This is a genomic window from Alteromonas gracilis (assembly GCF_002993325.1).
Lineage (GTDB): Bacteria > Pseudomonadota > Gammaproteobacteria > Enterobacterales > Alteromonadaceae > Alteromonas > Alteromonas gracilis.
The window spans coordinates 13224-32370 of the sequence record NZ_PVNO01000026.1; the positions used below are offsets into that span (position 1 = coordinate 13224).

Here is a 19147-nt window from a genome sequence, read left to right on the forward strand (position 1 = left end):
CTTACTGACTAATAATTGATGACGCGGATTGTTTTACTGGTGTCGTCGAATCGCTTAGAGAGTTCATCCCACTTTTTATCTGCAATGATTTGCACTTCATCGTCAGGTAAACCATATTTCTTAGCGGTTGCCACTGGGTCTTTTTTATAGGCTTCCAAAAGCTTACTGTTTGTGTCGAGTTCAACCAAGAAATCTTCAATAGATTTAGCCATTTAATTGTCCTTTTTAATTTATACTTGGGTTTCTATAGTTAATAACTTGTTGTTCTGTTAAACCGAGCTTTGCAAGGCGATCTTGACGATATGCTGGCATGCCAAGGGAGGGAACAACAAGGGTTGAAATAAGTGTGGGTTTCGCGTGTTTAAGTTCGCAAAGCAATACTTTTTGTATTTTCGGTTCACAAATAGGCAGTGTTGCCGCTTCGTAAATAATAAGTTCATGATCGTCAGGATAATGCTCCGACAAAATGTCGGCTAACATAGTGAGCCCTGACTGACTATGGTTGGCATTTAGCACGCTTAATGTGGCCTCGCCAGCCAAGCCTATTTGCCAGATTATCTGTGTCATGTAAGGGTCTATGCGGTAATCGCGAAATAAAAACTGCGAAGCTTCATAAGACTGGCAGCCATATCGCGATGGGTCTATGCCTAAATCTGCTATTAAGCAATCCTCTGCAGATACCCCAGGTAGCATGTGAGCTTCAAGGCCGAGTGCTTTTACCCTTTGGATAGCTTCGTGGGACGGGGTAACAAAAACACCGGGGTGCCCGTAAAAAGCAGCGCAAACATTTTGACCACTTACTACTGCTTCTACGATACGCTCAGTCATTTGAGAGTAGGTGACCGCGCGAGATTTACCTTCTTCATAAAGGTCATCTAAGGAAAAGCTATTCGGATTCAAACTGGATACAACATGCTCGCCAACCTTATTCATGATACCCATAAATACAATGTCAGCATTTTCTATGAAGCTTTTAGCTGCTAGCGTCATTTGACCGGCAACACTGATACCTGTGCCGACAATAACTAGCGAGCCTTGTTTGGAGTTTTCTTTTCCCTGAAGTGGCGCCATCTTTCCTTTACTGTTTGTTCAATCAATATTCTACCTCACTATAAATTAGTTCTTGCCTATTTACTATGCTGTAAAAAGACTATCTACACGGCTAATCATTTCTTAAGTAAATTATTCTTTAAACCTGATGTACTATCGATGAAACTCATAAATCAACGTTAAAGGTGTAGGCTTAAAGTGTTTTCAATTAGTGTGGAAAGAACCATCGATAAACCCATTGAAACCGTGTTTGAAATATTAAGCGACCACGGGAACTATTCACAGTTTAAGGCCATTGATGCGTCGAACGTATTAAGAGAAGGAAACGAGAATAAAAATGGAGTAGGGGCTATTCGTGAGATTATTTCTGGCGACTCAAATCTCCATGAAGAGATAGTCTGTTTTGAACCGCCTTTCAAACTGGGTTACAAGGTTGTGAAATCCAGCCCGCTTCCCTACGAACATGAGTTTGGAGAAATTCTCTTGGAAGACCGAGAGGGTAAAACATACGTAACGTGGCGCTCGAAAGGGCACATTTCTATTTTTATTCTTGGCACCTTATATTTCGACAAACAAATTCAAAAGGTGGGAAGCCGCGCCTTTGGTAGTATCCTAAAACACATTGATAATATGGCCTAAAAGTACGCACGTTTAAAGCAGTGAAAGAGGCAGAGCCGAGAGTGGGATTTAGGATATTCATCGCGCCTACCTTAGCGATAATTGCTTTGCCCTTTTTACTCTATTATAGAAGATACGGCTGCTTTTACATCCGCATAGCGGCAGTTTTCACAACTCCCGAAGCCTTTCACTTGCTTTACTTTAAAGCGCGTAAACAAAGGCATCGTCATGCCAGTAAGAAAACGGCAATAGATGGATTGGCTAATAGGGCCTTCAAACTTTCCTTCTAAATGAGATTGTAGTGCCGAGATAGCTTCAGCCACTTGTGTCATATCTGGCTTGGAAATAGGGGTTGAGTAACTAAGCTTAGCCACCTTACCTTGGCACACACTGCAGTGGCCACATTTTAAAGGCGCTTTGGTATCGTCAAAATACGCCGATAGGCTATAGCTTAAACAGGTGTTGAGTTCGAAGAAGCCTACCAGCGCCGCTATACGCTCTATTTCCTTGTATTCATTTTCAGTAAAATACTGCGCTAACTTATCTGCTAAGTTTTCCGAACATAGTTGTTTGTTGTTAACGCGGTAAACATCGGTAATTAAGCGTGATGCAAGCTCGATGTGATTATGTTCATGCAAATACTCCAATGCCGCAACTACTCTAGAACGCTCTGCACCGTAATGCTGATAAATACTGTCAAAATCTACAACGCCCCATACCTTTTTCATGTTGGAGTGCGTGAATACCGCATCTAAAAAGCGCGAACGTTCTTCTGAAAATAAACCGAGTATGATGGCTTTGTCAGAAATAAACCGGAACTTGTATTCTGCAAAGTAGGCGTACAACGGTCGAATAACATTTGCGAGTTCAAGCTGCACTAAAAGGGTTTTAAGGGGAAGCTGACGAATATTGCTTGTGCTCGATAAGCTGTTAATTTGGGTTTCCCACTGGTAAACATTGTTGTCGCTGTTAGCTGGAGGTTGAACTTCTTGAGCAGTATCTAGGTGAACCGGAGCTTGTGATTTAATGTCGGTAATTACGCGCTCAATTGCGCTTTTATCGGGCGTATCCCCATAAACAAAGTTTTCAATGGTGACTAACCCGTCGAGGTTCGCTAATACTGTGCAGTTTGCTACCTCACCATCTCGCCCGCCTCTGCCAATTTCCTGACTATAGTTTTCTATAGATTTTGGTAGGTCGTAGTGAATAACAAAGCGAATATCCGATTTATCAATACCCATGCCGAAGGCAATAGTCGCCACCACAACTTGAAGTTTGTTGTTCATGAAATCTTGCTGAATGCGTTGCCTGACCTCACTGTCGAGCCCAGCGTGGTAAGCCTTTGCAGTAAACCCTTGCTGCTGCAGAAACTGAGCTACTTCCCCGGCGCTGTTTTGCAGTGTGACGTAGACTATGCCCGCACCTTGCTGTTTCTTAACTTCTTCTAGCAAAGCTTGTTTTTTATTGGGTTCAAGAACAGGGCGAACCTCTAGATTAAGGTTCTGACGATAGAACCCCGTTTGGATAATGCTAGCTGGAGAAATATCAAAACGTGCAGCCATATCCATTTTTACTTTTTTAGTAGCAGTCGCAGTTAGCAGTAAAACCAGAGGAATGTTTAGCTCTTTCTGATAAGCTGGAAGCTTTAGATAATCAGGGCGAAAATTATGACCCCATTCCGAGATGCAGTGGGCCTCATCGATAACCAACATACTCACCCTAACAGACTCAATGAACTGTCTAAAACGTTCGTTCTTAAAACGCTCCACAGACACCATCAAAACTTTGCATTGACCAGAGCGGACATCGTTCATCACCTGCTTGTTTTGCTCAGGTGTTAGCGTGGAGTCGATACTGGCTGCTGCAATGCCTTTGCTATGAAGAAACTCCAGCTGATCTTTCATCAGCGCCAATAATGGCGACACCACCAAGGTTAAATGCGGCAATTGTGTAGCAACGTACTGATAGCAAAGTGATTTACCCGAACCAGTAGGAAATATTGCTAGAGTTGAATGACCACTGAGCAGTAAATCCACCGCTTCCTTCTGGCCCTCGCGAAATGCCGAAAAACCAAACAACTGCTGTAAAATAATGGGGTCAGAGTACATTAAGCTATTTCCGAACGGTGAGTGGTTAACTGTTGACTGGTTTGCGGTGGTCTACCCAACGCTTCGTGCTTTAAACGGTGTCCAGTTAGGCTTTCAATTTGCTGTTTAAATGCATCGCTTCCCAGCACTAGTCCTCTTCTAGTGCCGCTTTGAATTTTATCAATGTCAGTTTGAGGCAGTTCATCATCGAATAATGCGCGATAAGCCGCAAGACGTTGGTTTTCCGAAGTTCCTAAATTTAGGTACACAGGATGAGGGCTTTGCAGTGACGAAGGTATGCCTATCGCATTCATTCTGTAGCTTGACCATTTATATTCAACCGGCTTCTCGACCATGTTTGCTCTTACAGGGTTCAGCTCGATATATCTGTAAACCGTCAGAAGATATTCGTCGTTAGAGACCAGGCTGGAATGAAACCTACCTTCCCACAATGTCCCAGAGCGTTCATATTTGTGGTTAAAGTACCTAACATACATGCGACCAAGCGCTTGCATCATCTTGCTTACGCCAAGGTTATCAAGCTTAGGTGTGCAAAGTAAATGAACATGATTGGTCATCAATACCCAAGCGTGTATGCCTACATCAAATTTTGCAGAGAACTTTTTAAGCCAGCTGACATAAGCGATATAGTCGTTTTCACACTTAAAGCAAATTGAACGGTTATTGCCTCTTTGGATAACATGTTGAGGATAGCCCGCGGGAGCCAAACGAGGTTTCCTTGCCATATTTTTACCAAATCCCTTTCTATATACTCTCTACTAAAATGAGTGAATTGAGTAAAGGCTACAACCCTGTACCTGCCAAAACTGGTCTAACGGGCAAGCTGAAAGGATGAGATAAATGGCTTAGCTGGCTGTCTTAATTTAGAAAATGTACTCTGACCCCATTATTCATATCCCCATGGGGCGCTTGGCGTTGCTATAGGGTTTTCGAGATCAAAATCTACCTGTATTTCACGCGCAGGGCGAACTAAGCGATAGCTAAAGCGACTTGGGTAGATCATCATTTGCCAGACGTTATCCGTTGATGCTGCAATTCCAGATTCTATAAATAACGCTTTTGAGTAAGCATCTGCTGGAAATGACTGTACTTGGGCATATCCTTCATCGACAGTGTGGCCGCCATACATGGTTGAAGAATGAAAGCTGCCATCATCATTTCTATGATCGTGCTTCAGCATAAGACCTGCGCCGGTTTTCGTTAGAATCCAAGTGCGGGATGCATCGTCACCCACGTGAAAAGGAATTTGAATTTCCGAGTCTGTGCACTTTCTTACGTGCATAACAAGCTTCGCATCACCGAACGTATTACCCACATTGTCTTTGCTAACATCGCCCTGAAATGCTTTACCACAATGGGCTTTTATAGCATTAAAAAATGCATCATGAGTAGGAATTGAGACCAAAGGCGCATCTTCACCAAGCGCCATGTTGCTTATTCCAATAAGTCCAAGAAAGAAGTATCCACAAAACTTTTTCATTTAATAATTCGTCACCGCAAGCTGATACAGGCTTAGCAGTGTAACCTATCTAGTTAATGGGGTCAGAGTACTTTATTGATGAACCTCACGTCGCACTGTGCGATGGAAAAGTGGCAGAATTACTTGATGCAGATGATGGGGCGATGCGCGGAGGCTCCAAAAAGAAATGTACTCTGACCCCATTTTTTGAGGGTGTATAAATGGTCGAAACGCTTATGTATTCGAAATATAAATATTACTGATAGTGGGTGCGTGGTAGCTTATTGTTACATTCAGCGTTTAACTTTCAGGGCGAAATAACACTATGGATAAATCAAAACAACTATTTACGCTAATCACCTCAGAAGGTGAGTTACAGGTATCGCTAAAAGAAGTGGATGTTCCAGAACCTAAGTCACACGAAGTAATAGTTCAAATGGAAGCCTCTCCTATAAATCCTTCAGATATGTGGCCCATGTTCGGCCCTGCAAGCCTTGATAAGGCAACCTTTGACGAAGATAAAAAAGCACTAGTAGCACCAGTACACAAGCCGTTGCTAAGTCGCATCAAATCACGTCTGGATCAAACCTTACCTATCGGCAATGAAGGCGCAGGTACGGTTGTTAAGGCGGGTGATAGTCCAGAAGCACAAGCATTAATGGGCAAGACGGTATCTATTCTTACCGGCGCAGCCTATACCGAATTTGCGTGCGTCCCAGTACAGGCTTGCCTGCCACATCTGGATAGTACAACACCGCAGCAAGCTGCATCTTCATTTGTAAATCCGCTTACAGCACTTGGCATGGTTGAAACCATGCGAATGGAAGGCCACAAGGCGCTTGTACATACCGCTGCAGCCTCTAATTTAGGGCAAATGTTGAACAAGATTTGTCTAGAGCAGGGCGTAGAATTAGTAAATATTGTACGTAGCCAAGAGCAGGTTGATATTCTCAAAGGCATAGGCGCAAAAATTGTACTTGATTCAAGTAGCGAGAACTTCAAGGCCGAACTCTATCAAGCCATTGATAGCACAGGCGCAACGCTAGCATTCGACGCCATTGGCGGTGGTGAGCTAGTGAGCGATATTCTTACTATGATGGAAGCATCGGGCAGTAAAGATGCAAAAGGGTTCAACACCTATGGTTCTGACAGCAACAAACAGGTGTATATCTACGGCGGCTTAGATTTCTCGCCAACTATTTTAAACCGCGCTTATGGCATGACGTGGAGTATTGGTGGTTGGTTGCTAATGCGTTTCTTAGGCAAGCTTGATAAGAAGCGTGTAGGCGAGCTTTACCAGAAAGTGGCTACGGAAATTAACACTACGTTTGCGTCGTCTTACAGCAAAGAGTTAAGTCTTGAGGAAGCGCTTCAGCCAGAGAATGTGGCTTTGTATAATGCGAAAAAGACCGGCACAAAATACCTTATTGTGCCGAGCAAGGGCTAATCTGCGGGACGTTTAACTACGGCGATCCTAGCTTAATTGTAATCAATAAAAGGGTCTGTTGATCTTTGATGTACAAACTGCGGTTTAAAGTACATTGAAGGGCGACAGACCCTTTTTGTATTCATTATCATTCAGCTGATATTAAGCTGGAAATACGCTCAAGAAGATGTGAAGTAAACCGTAACCCAGATAAAAGGTAGTTAAGATAGCATGCCTGAAGGTCCAGAGATTCGTCGCGCTGCAGACAAAGTTGAAGCGGTAATAAAAGATACCCCTTTAGAAAAGGTAGAGTTTGGCTTAGCTCAGCTTAAACCCTACGCTAAGCAGTTAGAAGGTGAAAAAGTGTTGGGCATGGAAACCCGTGGCAAGGCGTTAATCACCCATTTCAGTAACGCGCTCTCTATGTATTCACACAACCAGCTTTACGGCGTGTGGCATACCTGTAAACGTAACGAACTGCCCGATACTAAGCGTCAGTTGAGAGTAGGGCTTCATACTAAGACGCACAGCGCTATCTTGTATAGCGCCTCTGATATTAGTATCTGGCCATCGCAAACTATTCACGAACATCCGTTTCTACAGCGGGTAGGGCCTGATGTATTAAACGGTTCGGTGACAAAAGAGCTGGTATTAGAACGACTACGTTCAAAAGCTTTTTATAACCGCGCGCTAAGCGGTTTGTATCTAGACCAGCGCTTTATGGCAGGGCTTGGCAACTATCTCCGTAGCGAAATACTATTTGCAGCCGGCGTTCACCCTTCGCTTAAACCCTCGCAGTTAGATGATGAGCAGCTTCGCAGCTTAGCGCATCACACCTTGGCCATATGCAAACGCAGTTATGAAACCGGTGGCTATACCGTGTACACCGAACTACGCGAAATACTGGAAGCAAAAGGCGTTAACTTTGAAGGCACGAGGTTTATGGTGTTCGATAGAGAAGAACAGCCTTGTAGGGTCTGCGCCACGCCAATAAAGCGACAGTCCTACAATGGGCGACGCCTCTATTGGTGCAGCCAGTGCCAGGCCAAGTGAACTATATCTCCGGTATTTGATGTTCAGTTAATAATCTATTTGACTTGTTTCAAATTTCGATGAATTATATCCGTAACTGGTTACGGAGTTTTTTAAATGAAGTCATTTAACGAATTGGGGCATATTGCGTTAGGTACAGCTTTACGTCAGTTAGCGGCGCAGGTGTCGAAGGACGCGGAAAATACTTATGGGAAGTTCGGGTTTGCAATAGAGCCAAAGTGGTTCCCTGTATTCTATGTACTGGCGTCTAAAGGTGCAGATTCTGTGGTGAATATCGCCAAAGAGATAAATCATTCTCATGTGTCGGTGAGTAAAATCGTAAAAGAAATGAAAGCAAAGGGCTTAATTGAAAGCTACAAATCCAGTGACGATTCACGGGTTACGCTGGTGGCGCTAAACGACACAGCGAAAGCAATGGTGCCCCAAATGGAAAAGCAGTGCGACGCTATAGATGCTGCTATGCGTGAGCTAAAAGAAGAAACGGGTATCGATTTATGGGAAGCGGTCAGCGTAGTTGAAAGGCACCTTCGATATCGGCCTATTAGTGCAAGAGTCGACGGAGACTCTCCTGAAATTAAAGTAGTAGATTATGCGCCAAAGTATCGCGAGGCATTTAAATCGCTCAACGTTGAGTGGATAAGCAAATATTGGGAGTTAGAGGAACCCGACTTTAAAGCGCTCGACGACCCTGAAGGCTACATTTTGAATCAGTCGGGTGTCATATTAATCGCGTTAGAAAAGGGGAAACCTATAGGCTGCTGCGCGCTTATAAAGCAAACCGCCGACACATTTGAGCTTGCCAAAATGGCGGTATCGCCAAGAGCACAAGGGAAAGGAGTAGGATTATTGTTAGGTAAAAGCATTGTAGAAAGGGCGAAAATTATGGGATTAAAGCGGCTTTATTTAGAGAGTAACTCGGTGCTTAAACCCGCATTGAGTTTGTATGAAAAGATAGGGTTTAAGCATATCAAGGGGGCGTCATCGCCTTACGCGAGATGTGATGTGCAGATGGAGCTTCAGTTAAAATAGTGTGGGCGTACAAAAGCACAAAGAACGTACACACACGAAAATGTTTTAACGACGCGCGCGCTTCTTAACAAACATAAACACTAACATCACGTTCAAACCAAATATGGCAATGCATAACGACCCGATAGTGGCATCTCTAAAGCTAAAAAATTGGGCCACGGTACCCGCGCCTATTGTGCCTAGCATCATACCTACGCGGGTGGCGTTTGAATAAAAGGCTGAAGTGAACCCGGTTAAGTCGGGCGCTTGTTGTTGCAGTAACGTCAACCCAATGCCTGCATATAAGCCGTAGAAAAGGGCGTTTAGTATTTGAAGGGTAAGTAACTCCCAACTTGACTGAGAAAAGTACACGCCGATGTAGAAGCAACAGCCGAAAATGAATGCTACGGCCATGATACCTGCGGGTGGAAAGCGTCGAGCCAGCTTGGCCGCCAGTAACATAGTCGGGATTTCAAGTGCGGCCACTACACCCATCATCAGCCCGGGTAAATTTTCTGCCAACCCCAGTTCATTCATGACGTATAAGGGCATCGATGATAAATACATAACATTGCCAGCCATACCAGCAAGTATAGCCAGCCCAACCAGCCAGAAAGGCAGCGATAGCGAGCCTTTTAAAGTCGTATTGAGCGACTGTTGATTAGCTTTTTGAGGCGGTACAACCTTTACCACAAAAAGCGTTGCAACTAACACACATGCGATAGCCACCGAAAAAGATGCTGCAAAGCCAAAATTGGCGACTAAAGTAAACGCTAGCGGTGGGCCAACCACCCAAGCAAGAGAGATGGCAGCGCGAACTTTTGAGTTAAAGGCGGCTAAGTCGATGTCTTGTTTCTTTGCCCATAACCCTGAAACGGTCAACATCTGAGACACTGCCCCGGCACCCACTGACATAAATAAAACGCCAGCAAGAAATACGTGCCAAAACTGGTTACTAAAGATGAAGGCGACCATCGCAATGCCTACACAAAGCATGGTTAGCCCATAAAGACGATTTGCGTTAAAGCCTTTATCAGCCAGGTGCCCCAGGTATTGACTGATCACCAACCCTGATAGCGTAACAGAAACCATGTAAATGCTTATGTATATGGGCTCAACGTTGATCTCGTCAATGAGAAAATAGCTCATAAGAGGCGTAACAAACGAGGAGGTTAAGCCAGTTAAAAGGCTTAGCAACAGAAAAGGAAGTTGTGGAGAGAATGCGTATCGCGATGACATGAGACTATTAGCTCCCGAGGGCTATTAAACGTGGTTGACCCAAACTCGTAAACAAAAGGTCACAGCCCTTAATAACGAGGGCGCATTATAAGTGCTGCGTGTCTCATGTCTATGACGAAGCTTTTATAAGCTATCTTTTAAAATTATGCTGCATTAACACTTTTCTTTAAAAAGTACACAGCCCCAGGGCGCGCTTTAAATCTAGAGAAAGCTCGAAATTTCGCTAAGCGACTTTTTTTGTTGAGCATGTGCTGGAATAGTGGCATTGGGGGCAGGGTAGCCTGCAATAATTAGCATGTAAGCCCGCTCATTATCTGGGCGTTGGCATATTTCGGTTAAAAAGTTCATAGGTTTTGGAGTATGGGTTAAGGTTGCCAGACCAGCGTTGTGTAACGATGTGATAAGCATGCCAACCGCAATACCTACCGACTCATGAACATAATAGTTTTGGCTTTTTTCACCCGCTTTTGTTTCACCAAATTTTTGACTGAATACAGCAATAAGCCAGGGTGCTGTTTCAAGATAAGGTTTACTGGCATCTGTGCCTAAAGGCTTGAGGTCATCGAGCCACTGTTGACCAGCGCGTCCATTGTAGAACCCTTGTTCGTGTGCCTCTGCTTGCTCGCGGATTTGTTGTTTTACGTGGGTAGACTGGATAGCGGTAAAATGCCAGGGTTGATGATTTGCGCCGCTAGGAGCCGTACCGGCAGTGAGTATGCAGTTTTCAATGATGGTTTTATCGACCGGTCTGTCACTGAAGTGTCGAATACTATGGCGACGCTGCATGTTTTTTAAAAAATCTGCACTTCGAGCAAGCATACTGTCTTCTGGGTATTCAATAAAATCAGTAAGAGGAGAGTGGTCGTGAGGTTGCATTGGTTTTCTCTTTTTTGTTGTTTTCCTCACTTTATCTTTTTGGCCATCGTTTTCAAAATAAAACGCTACAAAAAAGCGACTCACTCAGGCAAAAGTAAATCGCTTCGATTAAACGCTTAACTAAAAGTGCAAGCGGGTTAATTACGTTTGAACGGCGGGCGCGTGCCACGTCTTTGCTTGTCGTCTTCCTCTTCTAGCATTTCAAGTTGAGCAACGTCATAAACAGGCATCATGGTAGTTGTCCTGCGATAAGGAGGCTTTCCACGCATAATCACCTCTTTAACCTCAACATACTCGATAGCTTCCTGACCTACTGACTCCAACTGCGCAACGTCGTTAACCGACATAGTCACTACTTTGCGTTTAAACGGTGGTTTACCAGAATAATCTACCACTTGCACTTCTACAGTGTCATCAGATGAAACTGGCATTGCTTGCGCGGTAAATCCAAGCGAAACGGCAGTGATGAGCGTTCCCAAAACATAGCGTAATTTCATATCGTGTCCTCATATTAAACTTACTACTTTTGTATATTGTATGAACGAATTTGGTTCAAACAATACTGATTGGTGATAGTCATAAGCTATCAGTTTTGGTTATTAGTGGCAGGCGCTAAATCAGATGGATCAATATGCTCGCTGAGAAGCACAATATGCACCAATGCATGCCTATGTATGGTGCATAATACCCAGCGCTAGTGCACCAATAAGGTGCTTGAACGTGTGGTCATTTCGAGCAGATCGAAGAAAATCAAATAATTAACATATGGTCTTTATCTTGCTGTTCTCCTACGTCTTCTTTTAAAGCGTGTGGTGTAGATAAAATGAACAGAACGGCAAAAAAAGCAGTGACGTTATCACTCTCAGTGCTGTTGATGGCATATTTAGGTTTTGTCTCGCCAACATTGGCCATAGAGCAAAGTATTCCACTATCGCAAAGTAAAGGCGGAACCTTATATCTGGAAGCTACGCTTGAATCTAATGTGAGAGCATCGTTTTTGCTGGATACGGGATCGAGTTTGTTAACGCTTAATCAAGCCACTTTTAAGGCTCTTACTCAAAATCAACCGCTACTTGCTACCAGAACGTCGGCAGCGAGAATGGCGAACGGAAAAATTCTTAAGGTATCGCAGTACCAAATCAATTCAGTGCGTATTGGCAATACGTGTGAAGTAGGGCCAGTAGAGGTCGCCGTGCTTCCAAAGGGGAATAATATCCTTGGCATAAACACGCTGCTGAGGGTGGCACCATTAACGATTACGGCAAACTCAGTGATACTTGCAGGATGTGAGTAAAGTAGCATTTCGTTTGAAAAGTAAGATACAAAAAAGCGAACCGAAAGGTTCGCTTTAAAAGCTGGAGTAGCGGGCTACGACTTAATCGTCACACTCGCTTACATCTCCGCCCATTTGTTTTTTCATTTTTACGCAGGCTTCATATGCTTTCTTCGCGGCTGCGTCTTTCCATTCACCCGCTTTCTCGACGCTTGCATCGTAAGCGTCAGATGCCATATCTTTGCCATCTTCGTAGGCATCAGAAGCCATTTTTTTACCATCTTCATAGGCGTCTGAAGCCATCTCTTTGCCATCATCTAAGGCGTCTGAGGTCGCATCTTTTGTATCATCCCAAGAATCAGCAGCATCTTCTTTTGCTTCTTCATACGCTTCAGACGTTGTTTCGCCTGCTTTTTCCATCTCTTTTTTTACATCACTTTTCGTTTCTTCGCTAGATTCTGTACAGCCCATTAAAGACAGTAGTAGTGCTAACGCCATTGCTTTAGTTTTCATTGTGAAGCTCCTTTTACCGGGATAGTGGCTGAATTAACAGCCGGTCAACATGGTGTGTTCAATTGTTTAGTGTTTTTGTATGTAGCGCGTGTCTCTATTTTAGAAATTCGACTAGCTAAATATTGAACACCCCCAGTCTAGCCTACTTATCTTTGAATATGTAAGTAGACTTTATGCACAAACGCTTATTCTTCTGGAGAATCTGTAGTAAAAATTAAATGTCGACGCATGCCTTTTAAAACTACACCTTTTTTTAAAAGGGCGGAACTCAAACGACGCTGCCATTTTTTCAACTCTGGTTCTGCCCGCAGCACGGCTTCTTCTGTGTCGAATTGAAAGCGTAATAGAAGGGACCCCGGAAACTGGTGATATTGAACGTCAAACCAGCACTGCAGCATTCCTTCAAGTTCGTTGCGGCCTTGCGCCTCCAACGTGTTAGCAATATCGAGTACCAACGCTTTTTGTTTTAGCTGAACAGCAGATAGCTTTTTCATTACATCTTTTTCTCAATTGCAATTTCAACACTTTCAGTAACTTCCGCGCCTTCAATAGTCAGCCACATTTGTCCATCTTGTATGGTGACCTGAATTTGCATAGAGCGCTGTACAGCATTAGCAAGTGTAGTAGATAACGATTCCGGTAAAGTAAACACTGACAAGTTTTTTCTTGTTTGCAGTTTATTTTGTTCTTTATTCCACCACGCGTCGAAGCTGTTATCGGCGTAAGAATAAATCATCATTTTTTGGCTTTGATTACACCCTTTCTTAATGCGCTGCTCAGATGGTTGGCCCAATTCAATCCACAGCTCTATTTCATCGCTGAAACTCTTCTGCCACAAATCAGGAACGTCGTCGTCAGATAGCCCTTTTGTAAACTGCAGACGCTCATGCGCATTTACGATAAATGCGATGATTCGCAGCATCATGCGCTCGTCGTTTTCTGATGGGTGACGAGCAATAGTAAGGTTGTGGTCGTTGTAGTAATTGCGGTCCATATCGGTTATGGATATGTCAGCTTTAAAAATGGTCGCTTTGAGAGCCATGATGTTCCTGCTTAATTTAAATGAGGTATATTTTTTATCCTCTCGTGCTATGGCAACACTGACATAGCAAAATTTGGCGATATAGTACCAGCAAATAAATAGTTACGCCTTAGTTGAGCGCACTGTCTTGTGCAGTAATGGCTATTTCAACAGTAGCGCTTTTATGTGCTCAACCAATTGCTCCGGTATGATTTGTTCATCGCCTTTGCATTTTTTTACGATGGCGAGCATTTGTCTAAGTAAGGGCTTGTCGTTGGCATTTCGTTGGCAAATGGCACGTATTGTATTAAGTGGCAATGTACTGCCAAAGGCAAGCTGTTCATCATTAGTTAGTTTGCCAAAAATGCGGTTGGCAACATAGCGACGCCACGCCATATGAAAGCTATCAAAGTCACAGGTGAGATCAATAGTTAATGTCACGCGTAGAAGCCAAGATGTTGGACGGTAGCGCAATAGGTGCTCTGTCAGAAGAAATATCTCAAGCGCGTGGGTAATAAACACAGAGGGCTTTGCCGTATCGCTTAAGGTAATCGCGGGAAAAATACCCTCGTCATCGAACATCGACGTTATAAGTTCGTACTTATAGAAGCCGTCGCCATGAATAAATAATAAACACGTTTCAATTTCATTGAGCAGTTTCTCGTCAGGCATGTTACCAACCTGGTCTAATGTTAACGTATCGAGGAATGCTGCGATTTCTGGAAATAATAGAGTTAATTCTGCCCAATCACTTTGCTCTGCATACCTTTTGGCTCTCTGGTTTTCCAGGTGAAATTGATAGTCGGTCAGTTCAGCGTTTGCAAAGGAAGTGTTTTGCGAATAAAACCATGCCGCCCACGCCATCATTGGTGAAAAGTTAAAGTCATGGTTATGCAAGCTTTCTATGTTATGGCCGGGAGACGCTACTATTTCTACTAAACTGTGTGCGGCCATCACATCTTTGCCCATAAAGTCAGGTGTTTCTTGCATAAGATCAAACGAATACGTGCCATCGCGCCAGCCTGCTAAAAAGCAGCCTTCAATACATTTTCCGCACATGGTTGTGCTCCTGTTTTATTTTGTAGAAAGAATGATTTTGAAAGTGTTTTGAAAAGCGAGCATCGTTGGGGGAAAGGTTGATGCTTAATCGAACCATAAAACAAAATATGTATTAAAAAAAGCACTGTTTTGTCCCGCCATAAAAAAGTTATTTTTGCTAACAAAGGGAGGTTTCAAACGCTAAGTGTTATAGTTAAGTTCGCGCTTTATAACGAAGTATTGCCATGCCTATTGAAGATTTACCGCTGCTAGATTTACATCGTCACTTAGATGGGAATGTGCGCCTGCGCACAATTCTGGAACTTGGTCAGCAATTCAACATCGACTTACCTGACTATTCGTTGGAAGGACTGCGCCCACATACACAGGTAATGAGAATTGCACCAGATCTTGTATCGTTTTTAGACAAACTTACATGGGGTGTGAAGGTGTTAGGCGACCTTGAAGCGTGCAAACGTGTAGCGATCGAAAATGTTGAAGACGCGGCTAAGCAAGGGATTGACTATGCAGAACTGCGTTTTAGTCCTTACTTCATGGCTGAAAGTCACGGGCTGCCAACACAAGGTGTGGTGGAAGCCGTTATCGATGGGATAGAAAGCGCAACAAAAAAACACAATATCAAAGTCAATCTGATTGGTATTCTGTCACGTTCTTATGGCGAAAAAGCGTGTCAGCATGAGTTAGATTCAATCTTGGCTTATAAAGAACACATCACTGCAATTGACTTGGCGGGTGATGAAAAGGGCTTCCCTGGAAGCTTGTTCGTTGAACATTTTAAGCAAGTTCAGCGCGAAGGGTTGCATGTCACAGTACATGCTGGCGAGGCCGTCGGCCCAGAAAGTATTTGGCAAGCCATAAAGCACTTGGGGGCTACTCGAATAGGGCACGGCGTTAATGCCATTCACGATGAAAATCTTATGGATTATTTGCGTGACAATCGCATTGGTATTGAAAGTTGTTTAACCAGCAACATATTGACGAATACGGTAGCCACACTTTCAGAACATCCGTTGAAAACCTTTTTGGAGCACGGAATACTCGCCTGTCTAAATACCGATGACCCCGCAGTTCAAGGTGTAGAACTCGATCATGAATTCTCTGTTGCCGCTAAGCAAGCAGGCCTAACCCCTTCGCATATTAAACAAGCGCAAGAAAATGCCTTAGCAATTGCGTTTCTAAGTGAAAGCGAAAAAGCCGCATTAAAAGACCAGCGGCGTCAGCGTAATTAGGTCACCCTAATCTAAGTATTGAAATCCAAAAAGTTAAAGGTGTTACACCAGCTTTGATTACCTTGGTGTGACGAACACGAAAAAAGTGGGGTCAGTGTAACGACTCTGACCCCATAACTGCGGTTTTATGAAGGTTCAAGCTCTACAACTAGCCTTACGTGATTATTTTGGGAGATTGTATGAAATGGATAGCAGGTGACTAAATACAACCTTTTCTGATTGAGCTGAACGTGCAGATCTTGGTCTTGTATGTCGACAATTCGTTTTGCCGAAATTCGATAGGGATGCCAAACCCCATCTAATGTTTGAAGCTGTAGCGCGTCGCCAACATTTACCTTCTCGAGAAAAGCGAAGTGTGTGTCTTTGTGGCCTCCAATAACGCTACTTTCACTGCCTAATTCGCCAGCGTTAGCATGCCTACCCGGGCCGAAGGCAAGTGCATTCCCCTGAGCGCCTTCCAGAATATACAAGTCTGTATTGCTGTTTGGGTGCACCATTCGCCCTACTGGCCACGTGTCTGCCCACTGCCAAGGCCTAACCTGATCCCCCGTTTGCAAGGTCTCGGTCCACGCTCGCTTAATTAGCACCTGTGCTAATTCTGCTTTTACTGACAACCAAGCGGCATTTCCAAACCCAATAGCCGTAATAACAATGAGCAACAAACTTACGAGTAATTTTGGTTTAGCCATTGTGAGTTATGCCTTTGTCTTCTTTAAAAATGCGATATTGCGCGAAGAGATAACGTCGAGCTTCTCCCATATTGAGCAGCATCAATAAAAATAGCGAAAGTGCGCTAATCACTAGGTGCTGGTTAATTCCGGCAGAGGTTTGCGGATAGCTAATGGCGCGCATTTGCATACCTTGCGGCATGAGGTTTTTAACATGCTGTGGGCTAGCATTTGTCGATTCAGGCCTTGATTTCGTTTCTTCAATGGCAACAAAGCTGGTATAAGCCGTAATGAGTTTATGGGGTAACGCTACCTTGAGTATGTCTTTTTCAACGTCTTCTTCATTCCTTCCGAGGGCCTTTTCATCCATTAACGCTGCAACTTTTTTACGAGCCCAGGCGGTAGCGATACCTGTAGTTTGAGTTGAGTGAGCAGGGGGGCTATTCACTGCGTTATCGATTGCGTTATTTGGGGAGGGCGCCGTCAAATATTGCACCTGCACACTGCGCTGCCACTTAAGAATATTACCGTTTGTGTCGGTTAATGTGCCTGCAAGCACCACATTGTTGTCTAGGTTGTTTCCACTCCCTTTAACGTTGTCGATGTGTTTTATGCTATCAAAGTCAGGCACTTTTATATTAATGAGTAAAGGCTCACCAGCATATAAATCAGGTAAACGTTTAGGGAACACCTCAACGCTTTTATTAAGCCGCATATTTTTGGGCAGGATTAGTGAAAGGTTGCTTAAAACTGGGCTTTCAAGCTTAGTGAACAAACGCTGCATTTCTTTTTGTATATTATTTGTATCGTGAATAAAGACATAGCTTCCGCGACCAAATTGCGCAGCGCGGGTCATGAAATAGCTGTTTGGTGCGCTGCCAATCCCCACAGTAAAAAGCCGTGCGCTACCTAGCTCCTGTTTAATCAGCGAGAAAAGTGCCGCTTCATTTCCAACCGCGCCATCGGTAATAAACACCACTTGTTTAATGAAGTTTTCCTGTGGCTCGGCTTTTAATGCCTCATGAAGCGCGCCTGCCATTTCAGTGCCGCCATTTGCGCGTAGCCCAGATATAAAGGATAGGGCCGTGTTTATATTGTGTGGCTGAGTATTTGTGGGCTGGCTGAACAACTTTGTGTAGTTCGAACTAAAGGCCACGATGTTAAATCTGTCTTTAGTGTCTAGTCTTTCGATAGCCAGTTTCAACGCGGCTTTAGCATCTTCAATTGGGCGACCCCCCATAGATCCTGACGTGTCTATAATAAAGGTGACATCTCGTGGAAAGTCTTGCAGATCCTTAGGATTTACTTGTGGTGGTGTTAGCATAACTAACGCATAGTGGTTGTTATCTATATTCTCTGCAAAATAGGCTGCCTGTGGAGTCGCAGTGTTAAGTGGTCTCCAGTGCAACCACAAATCTCTATCCATGGTTATTTGTGTGTCATCAAGTAAAACTCGGTATTGATACTTGGTGTCGTCAATAGAATGCCATTGTACTTGATGGCCTTTGCTACAAATGGAATTTATAGCCATTCCTGCGTTAATTGTTGCCGTTAAGGAAAGCTGGTTGGTAAGGTTGTTTTGAGGCAGCGTATCTATCATAAACGGGGTAATTTTATCAGCGTCACTGACTTCATTTGTGGGTAGAGCCCAGCCCGAAATAAAGGTGTTGTCGGTAGTTATATGCCTACGGCTATGAGAGCCTCGTTCACTTTTATTTTCACTATGTCTATGCTCCTCGTTTGCGTTGTTTGTTTCGCTGCCGCCAGCGTATGCGTGTTCAACTAACACGGTATCGCTCAAATCCTTTGTGGGTATGCCTGGAATGTATCGAGGGGTAAGAGTAGTAGGAAGATGAAAGCTAAACTCTCCATTTTGATATGCTACTTGCTGAATATACTGAAGTGTCACCGTTATATCCTCGCCTGGCGCTATATTCGCAACGTGCTGTGTGAACAAGTTCGGGCGTTGTTGCTCTGTTAAACTGGCTTTCTTTCCTGCTTTTTTAGCTGTTTCAAAAGCTTTTTTAGCTTCTTCTTTTTGCTTGATTTTGCCTCGGATTATTCTCTTGCCGATAAGCATTTCCATGCTGTTAATCGCTGCGTTTTCATTAAGCGGGAAGGTGTAAACGGCATGCGTCCATTTATTGCTGTTATTGGTGAATTTTTGAGAATAGGTAACGTGCGCAATCATGCCATTCACCTTTAAATCTACGTCAGTTGAATGCAAAAGAGCGGGTGAAGGCTCGCCGTCTTCACTTTTCAATATTAATTCGCCAGACTCAGCGCGACTTAGCGGGCTTATCATCAACCCAAGCAAAAAGCACAGAAAAGAGACAAGAATAAGCAGCCTATGTTTGCGCGGTTGGGCCGCACGCTGCCGGTCTCGAAACCACGGTTTATACGTACTCGGAGGGTTGAAGTAGTCGCGCTTAGGTGTTTTAGAAAATAGCATAGGATAAGCTAGTTATAGATGACGATGCTTATTATTAAACGCCCTGAATAGGGCGAATTATGAACAGTGATTATGGCGAACTGGTGAAGAAAGAT

The 19147-nt window shown here is 43.8% G+C and carries 20 protein-coding genes; 6 read left to right on the forward strand and 14 right to left on the reverse strand.

All coding sequences use genetic code 11. From position 1 onward, the window contains the following. Positions 1-8 precede the first annotated feature (8 nt). Both C6Y39_RS11955 and C6Y39_RS11960 read right to left on the reverse strand, forming a co-directional pair. Positions 9-212, reverse strand: a complete 204-nt coding sequence (locus tag C6Y39_RS11955) for a hypothetical protein (RefSeq protein ID WP_105931497.1) — start codon at positions 210-212, stop codon at positions 9-11. A 13-nt stretch (positions 213-225) separates the two neighbouring features. Further along, entirely contained in the window at positions 226-1071 is an 846-nt protein-coding gene (locus C6Y39_RS11960) for an SAM-dependent methyltransferase (protein ID WP_105931498.1), read from the reverse strand. 177 nt (positions 1072-1248) lie between these two features. Here C6Y39_RS11960 and C6Y39_RS11965 point away from each other — a divergent pair, with 177 nt between their 5' ends. Further along, positions 1249-1689, forward strand: a complete 441-nt coding sequence (locus C6Y39_RS11965) for an SRPBCC family protein (RefSeq protein WP_105931499.1) — start codon at positions 1249-1251, stop codon at positions 1687-1689. A 95-nt stretch (positions 1690-1784) separates the two neighbouring features. Here C6Y39_RS11965 and C6Y39_RS11970 read toward each other — a convergent pair whose 3' ends face one another. The 3 genes from C6Y39_RS11970 to C6Y39_RS11980 form a co-directional block, all read right to left on the reverse strand. Beyond that, positions 1785-3776 carry a RecQ family ATP-dependent DNA helicase gene (locus tag C6Y39_RS11970; RefSeq protein ID WP_105931500.1) on the reverse strand — a complete coding sequence of 664 codons (1992 nt, stop codon included), beginning with the start codon at positions 3774-3776 and terminating at the stop codon, positions 1785-1787. Then, the gene (locus C6Y39_RS11975; protein WP_105931501.1) at positions 3776-4501 is read right to left on the reverse strand and encodes a transposase; all 726 of its coding nucleotides are present in this window, start codon (positions 4499-4501) and stop codon (positions 3776-3778) included. The genes C6Y39_RS11970 and C6Y39_RS11975 overlap by 1 nt, the downstream gene beginning before the upstream one ends. Before the next feature lie 161 nt (positions 4502-4662). Next, positions 4663-5256: a hypothetical protein gene (locus C6Y39_RS11980; protein WP_420808481.1), complete on the reverse strand. Its 594-nt coding sequence runs from the start codon at positions 5254-5256 to the stop codon at positions 4663-4665. Between the two features lie 304 nt (positions 5257-5560). Between C6Y39_RS11980 and C6Y39_RS11985 the strand changes: the two genes are divergently transcribed. The 3 genes from C6Y39_RS11985 (at position 5561) to C6Y39_RS11995 (ending at position 8743) form a co-directional block, all read left to right on the forward strand. Beyond that, positions 5561-6682, forward strand: a complete 1122-nt coding sequence (locus C6Y39_RS11985) for a zinc-binding dehydrogenase (RefSeq protein WP_105931503.1) — start codon at positions 5561-5563, stop codon at positions 6680-6682. Between the two features lie 210 nt (positions 6683-6892). Beyond that, positions 6893-7714, forward strand: coding sequence for an endonuclease VIII (nei, locus tag C6Y39_RS11990; RefSeq protein ID WP_105931504.1), 822 nt, complete (start codon positions 6893-6895; stop codon positions 7712-7714). Between the two features lie 96 nt (positions 7715-7810). Then, positions 7811-8743, forward strand: coding sequence for a helix-turn-helix domain-containing GNAT family N-acetyltransferase (locus tag C6Y39_RS11995; protein ID WP_105931505.1), 933 nt, complete (start codon positions 7811-7813; stop codon positions 8741-8743). A gap of 45 nt (positions 8744-8788) precedes the next feature. Here C6Y39_RS11995 and C6Y39_RS12000 read toward each other — a convergent pair whose 3' ends face one another. The 3 genes from C6Y39_RS12000 to C6Y39_RS12010 all read right to left on the reverse strand — a co-directional run bounded on the left by C6Y39_RS12000 (position 8789) and on the right by C6Y39_RS12010 (position 11334). Then, positions 8789-9961: a sugar efflux transporter gene (locus C6Y39_RS12000; protein WP_105931506.1), complete on the reverse strand. Its 1173-nt coding sequence runs from the start codon at positions 9959-9961 to the stop codon at positions 8789-8791. A gap of 201 nt (positions 9962-10162) precedes the next feature. Beyond that, entirely contained in the window at positions 10163-10837 is a 675-nt protein-coding gene (locus C6Y39_RS12005) for a nitroreductase family protein (protein ID WP_105931743.1), read from the reverse strand. Between the two features lie 137 nt (positions 10838-10974). Continuing rightward, positions 10975-11334: a hypothetical protein gene (locus C6Y39_RS12010; RefSeq protein ID WP_105931507.1), complete on the reverse strand. Its 360-nt coding sequence runs from the start codon at positions 11332-11334 to the stop codon at positions 10975-10977. 326 nt (positions 11335-11660) lie between these two features. Between C6Y39_RS12010 and C6Y39_RS12015 the strand changes: the two genes are divergently transcribed. Beyond that, entirely contained in the window at positions 11661-12131 is a 471-nt protein-coding gene (locus C6Y39_RS12015) for a retropepsin-like aspartic protease (protein WP_240618880.1), read from the forward strand. 81 nt (positions 12132-12212) lie between these two features. Here C6Y39_RS12015 and C6Y39_RS12020 read toward each other — a convergent pair whose 3' ends face one another. The 4 genes from C6Y39_RS12020 to C6Y39_RS12035 form a co-directional block, all read right to left on the reverse strand. Beyond that, positions 12213-12623: a hypothetical protein gene (locus tag C6Y39_RS12020; RefSeq protein WP_105931508.1), complete on the reverse strand. Its 411-nt coding sequence runs from the start codon at positions 12621-12623 to the stop codon at positions 12213-12215. A gap of 185 nt (positions 12624-12808) precedes the next feature. After that, complete coding sequence (locus C6Y39_RS12025) at positions 12809-13117, reverse strand: hypothetical protein (RefSeq protein ID WP_105931509.1); 309 nt, start codon at positions 13115-13117, stop codon at positions 12809-12811. Beyond that, a complete protein-coding gene (locus C6Y39_RS12030) occupies positions 13117-13665 on the reverse strand; it encodes a YaeQ family protein (RefSeq protein ID WP_105931510.1) in 549 nt (182 codons plus the stop codon). Before C6Y39_RS12030 ends, C6Y39_RS12025 begins: the two co-directional genes overlap by 1 nt. Positions 13666-13806: 141 nt before the next feature. Then, a complete protein-coding gene (locus C6Y39_RS12035) occupies positions 13807-14703 on the reverse strand; it encodes a hypothetical protein (protein WP_105931511.1) in 897 nt (298 codons plus the stop codon). Between the two features lie 224 nt (positions 14704-14927). Here C6Y39_RS12035 and add point away from each other — a divergent pair, with 224 nt between their 5' ends. After that, on the forward strand, positions 14928-15932 hold the full coding sequence (gene add, locus C6Y39_RS12040) for an adenosine deaminase (RefSeq protein ID WP_105931512.1): 1005 nt from the start codon (positions 14928-14930) through the stop codon (positions 15930-15932). Positions 15933-16057: 125 nt separating this feature from the next. Here the strand turns inward: add and C6Y39_RS12045 are convergent, their stop codons facing one another. Beyond that, entirely contained in the window at positions 16058-16621 is a 564-nt protein-coding gene (locus C6Y39_RS12045) for a class GN sortase (protein ID WP_105931513.1), read from the reverse strand. Continuing rightward, positions 16614-19052: a marine proteobacterial sortase target protein gene (locus C6Y39_RS12050; RefSeq protein ID WP_105931514.1), complete on the reverse strand. Its 2439-nt coding sequence runs from the start codon at positions 19050-19052 to the stop codon at positions 16614-16616. Before C6Y39_RS12050 ends, C6Y39_RS12045 begins: the two co-directional genes overlap by 8 nt. Between the last annotated feature and the right edge of the window lie 95 nt (positions 19053-19147).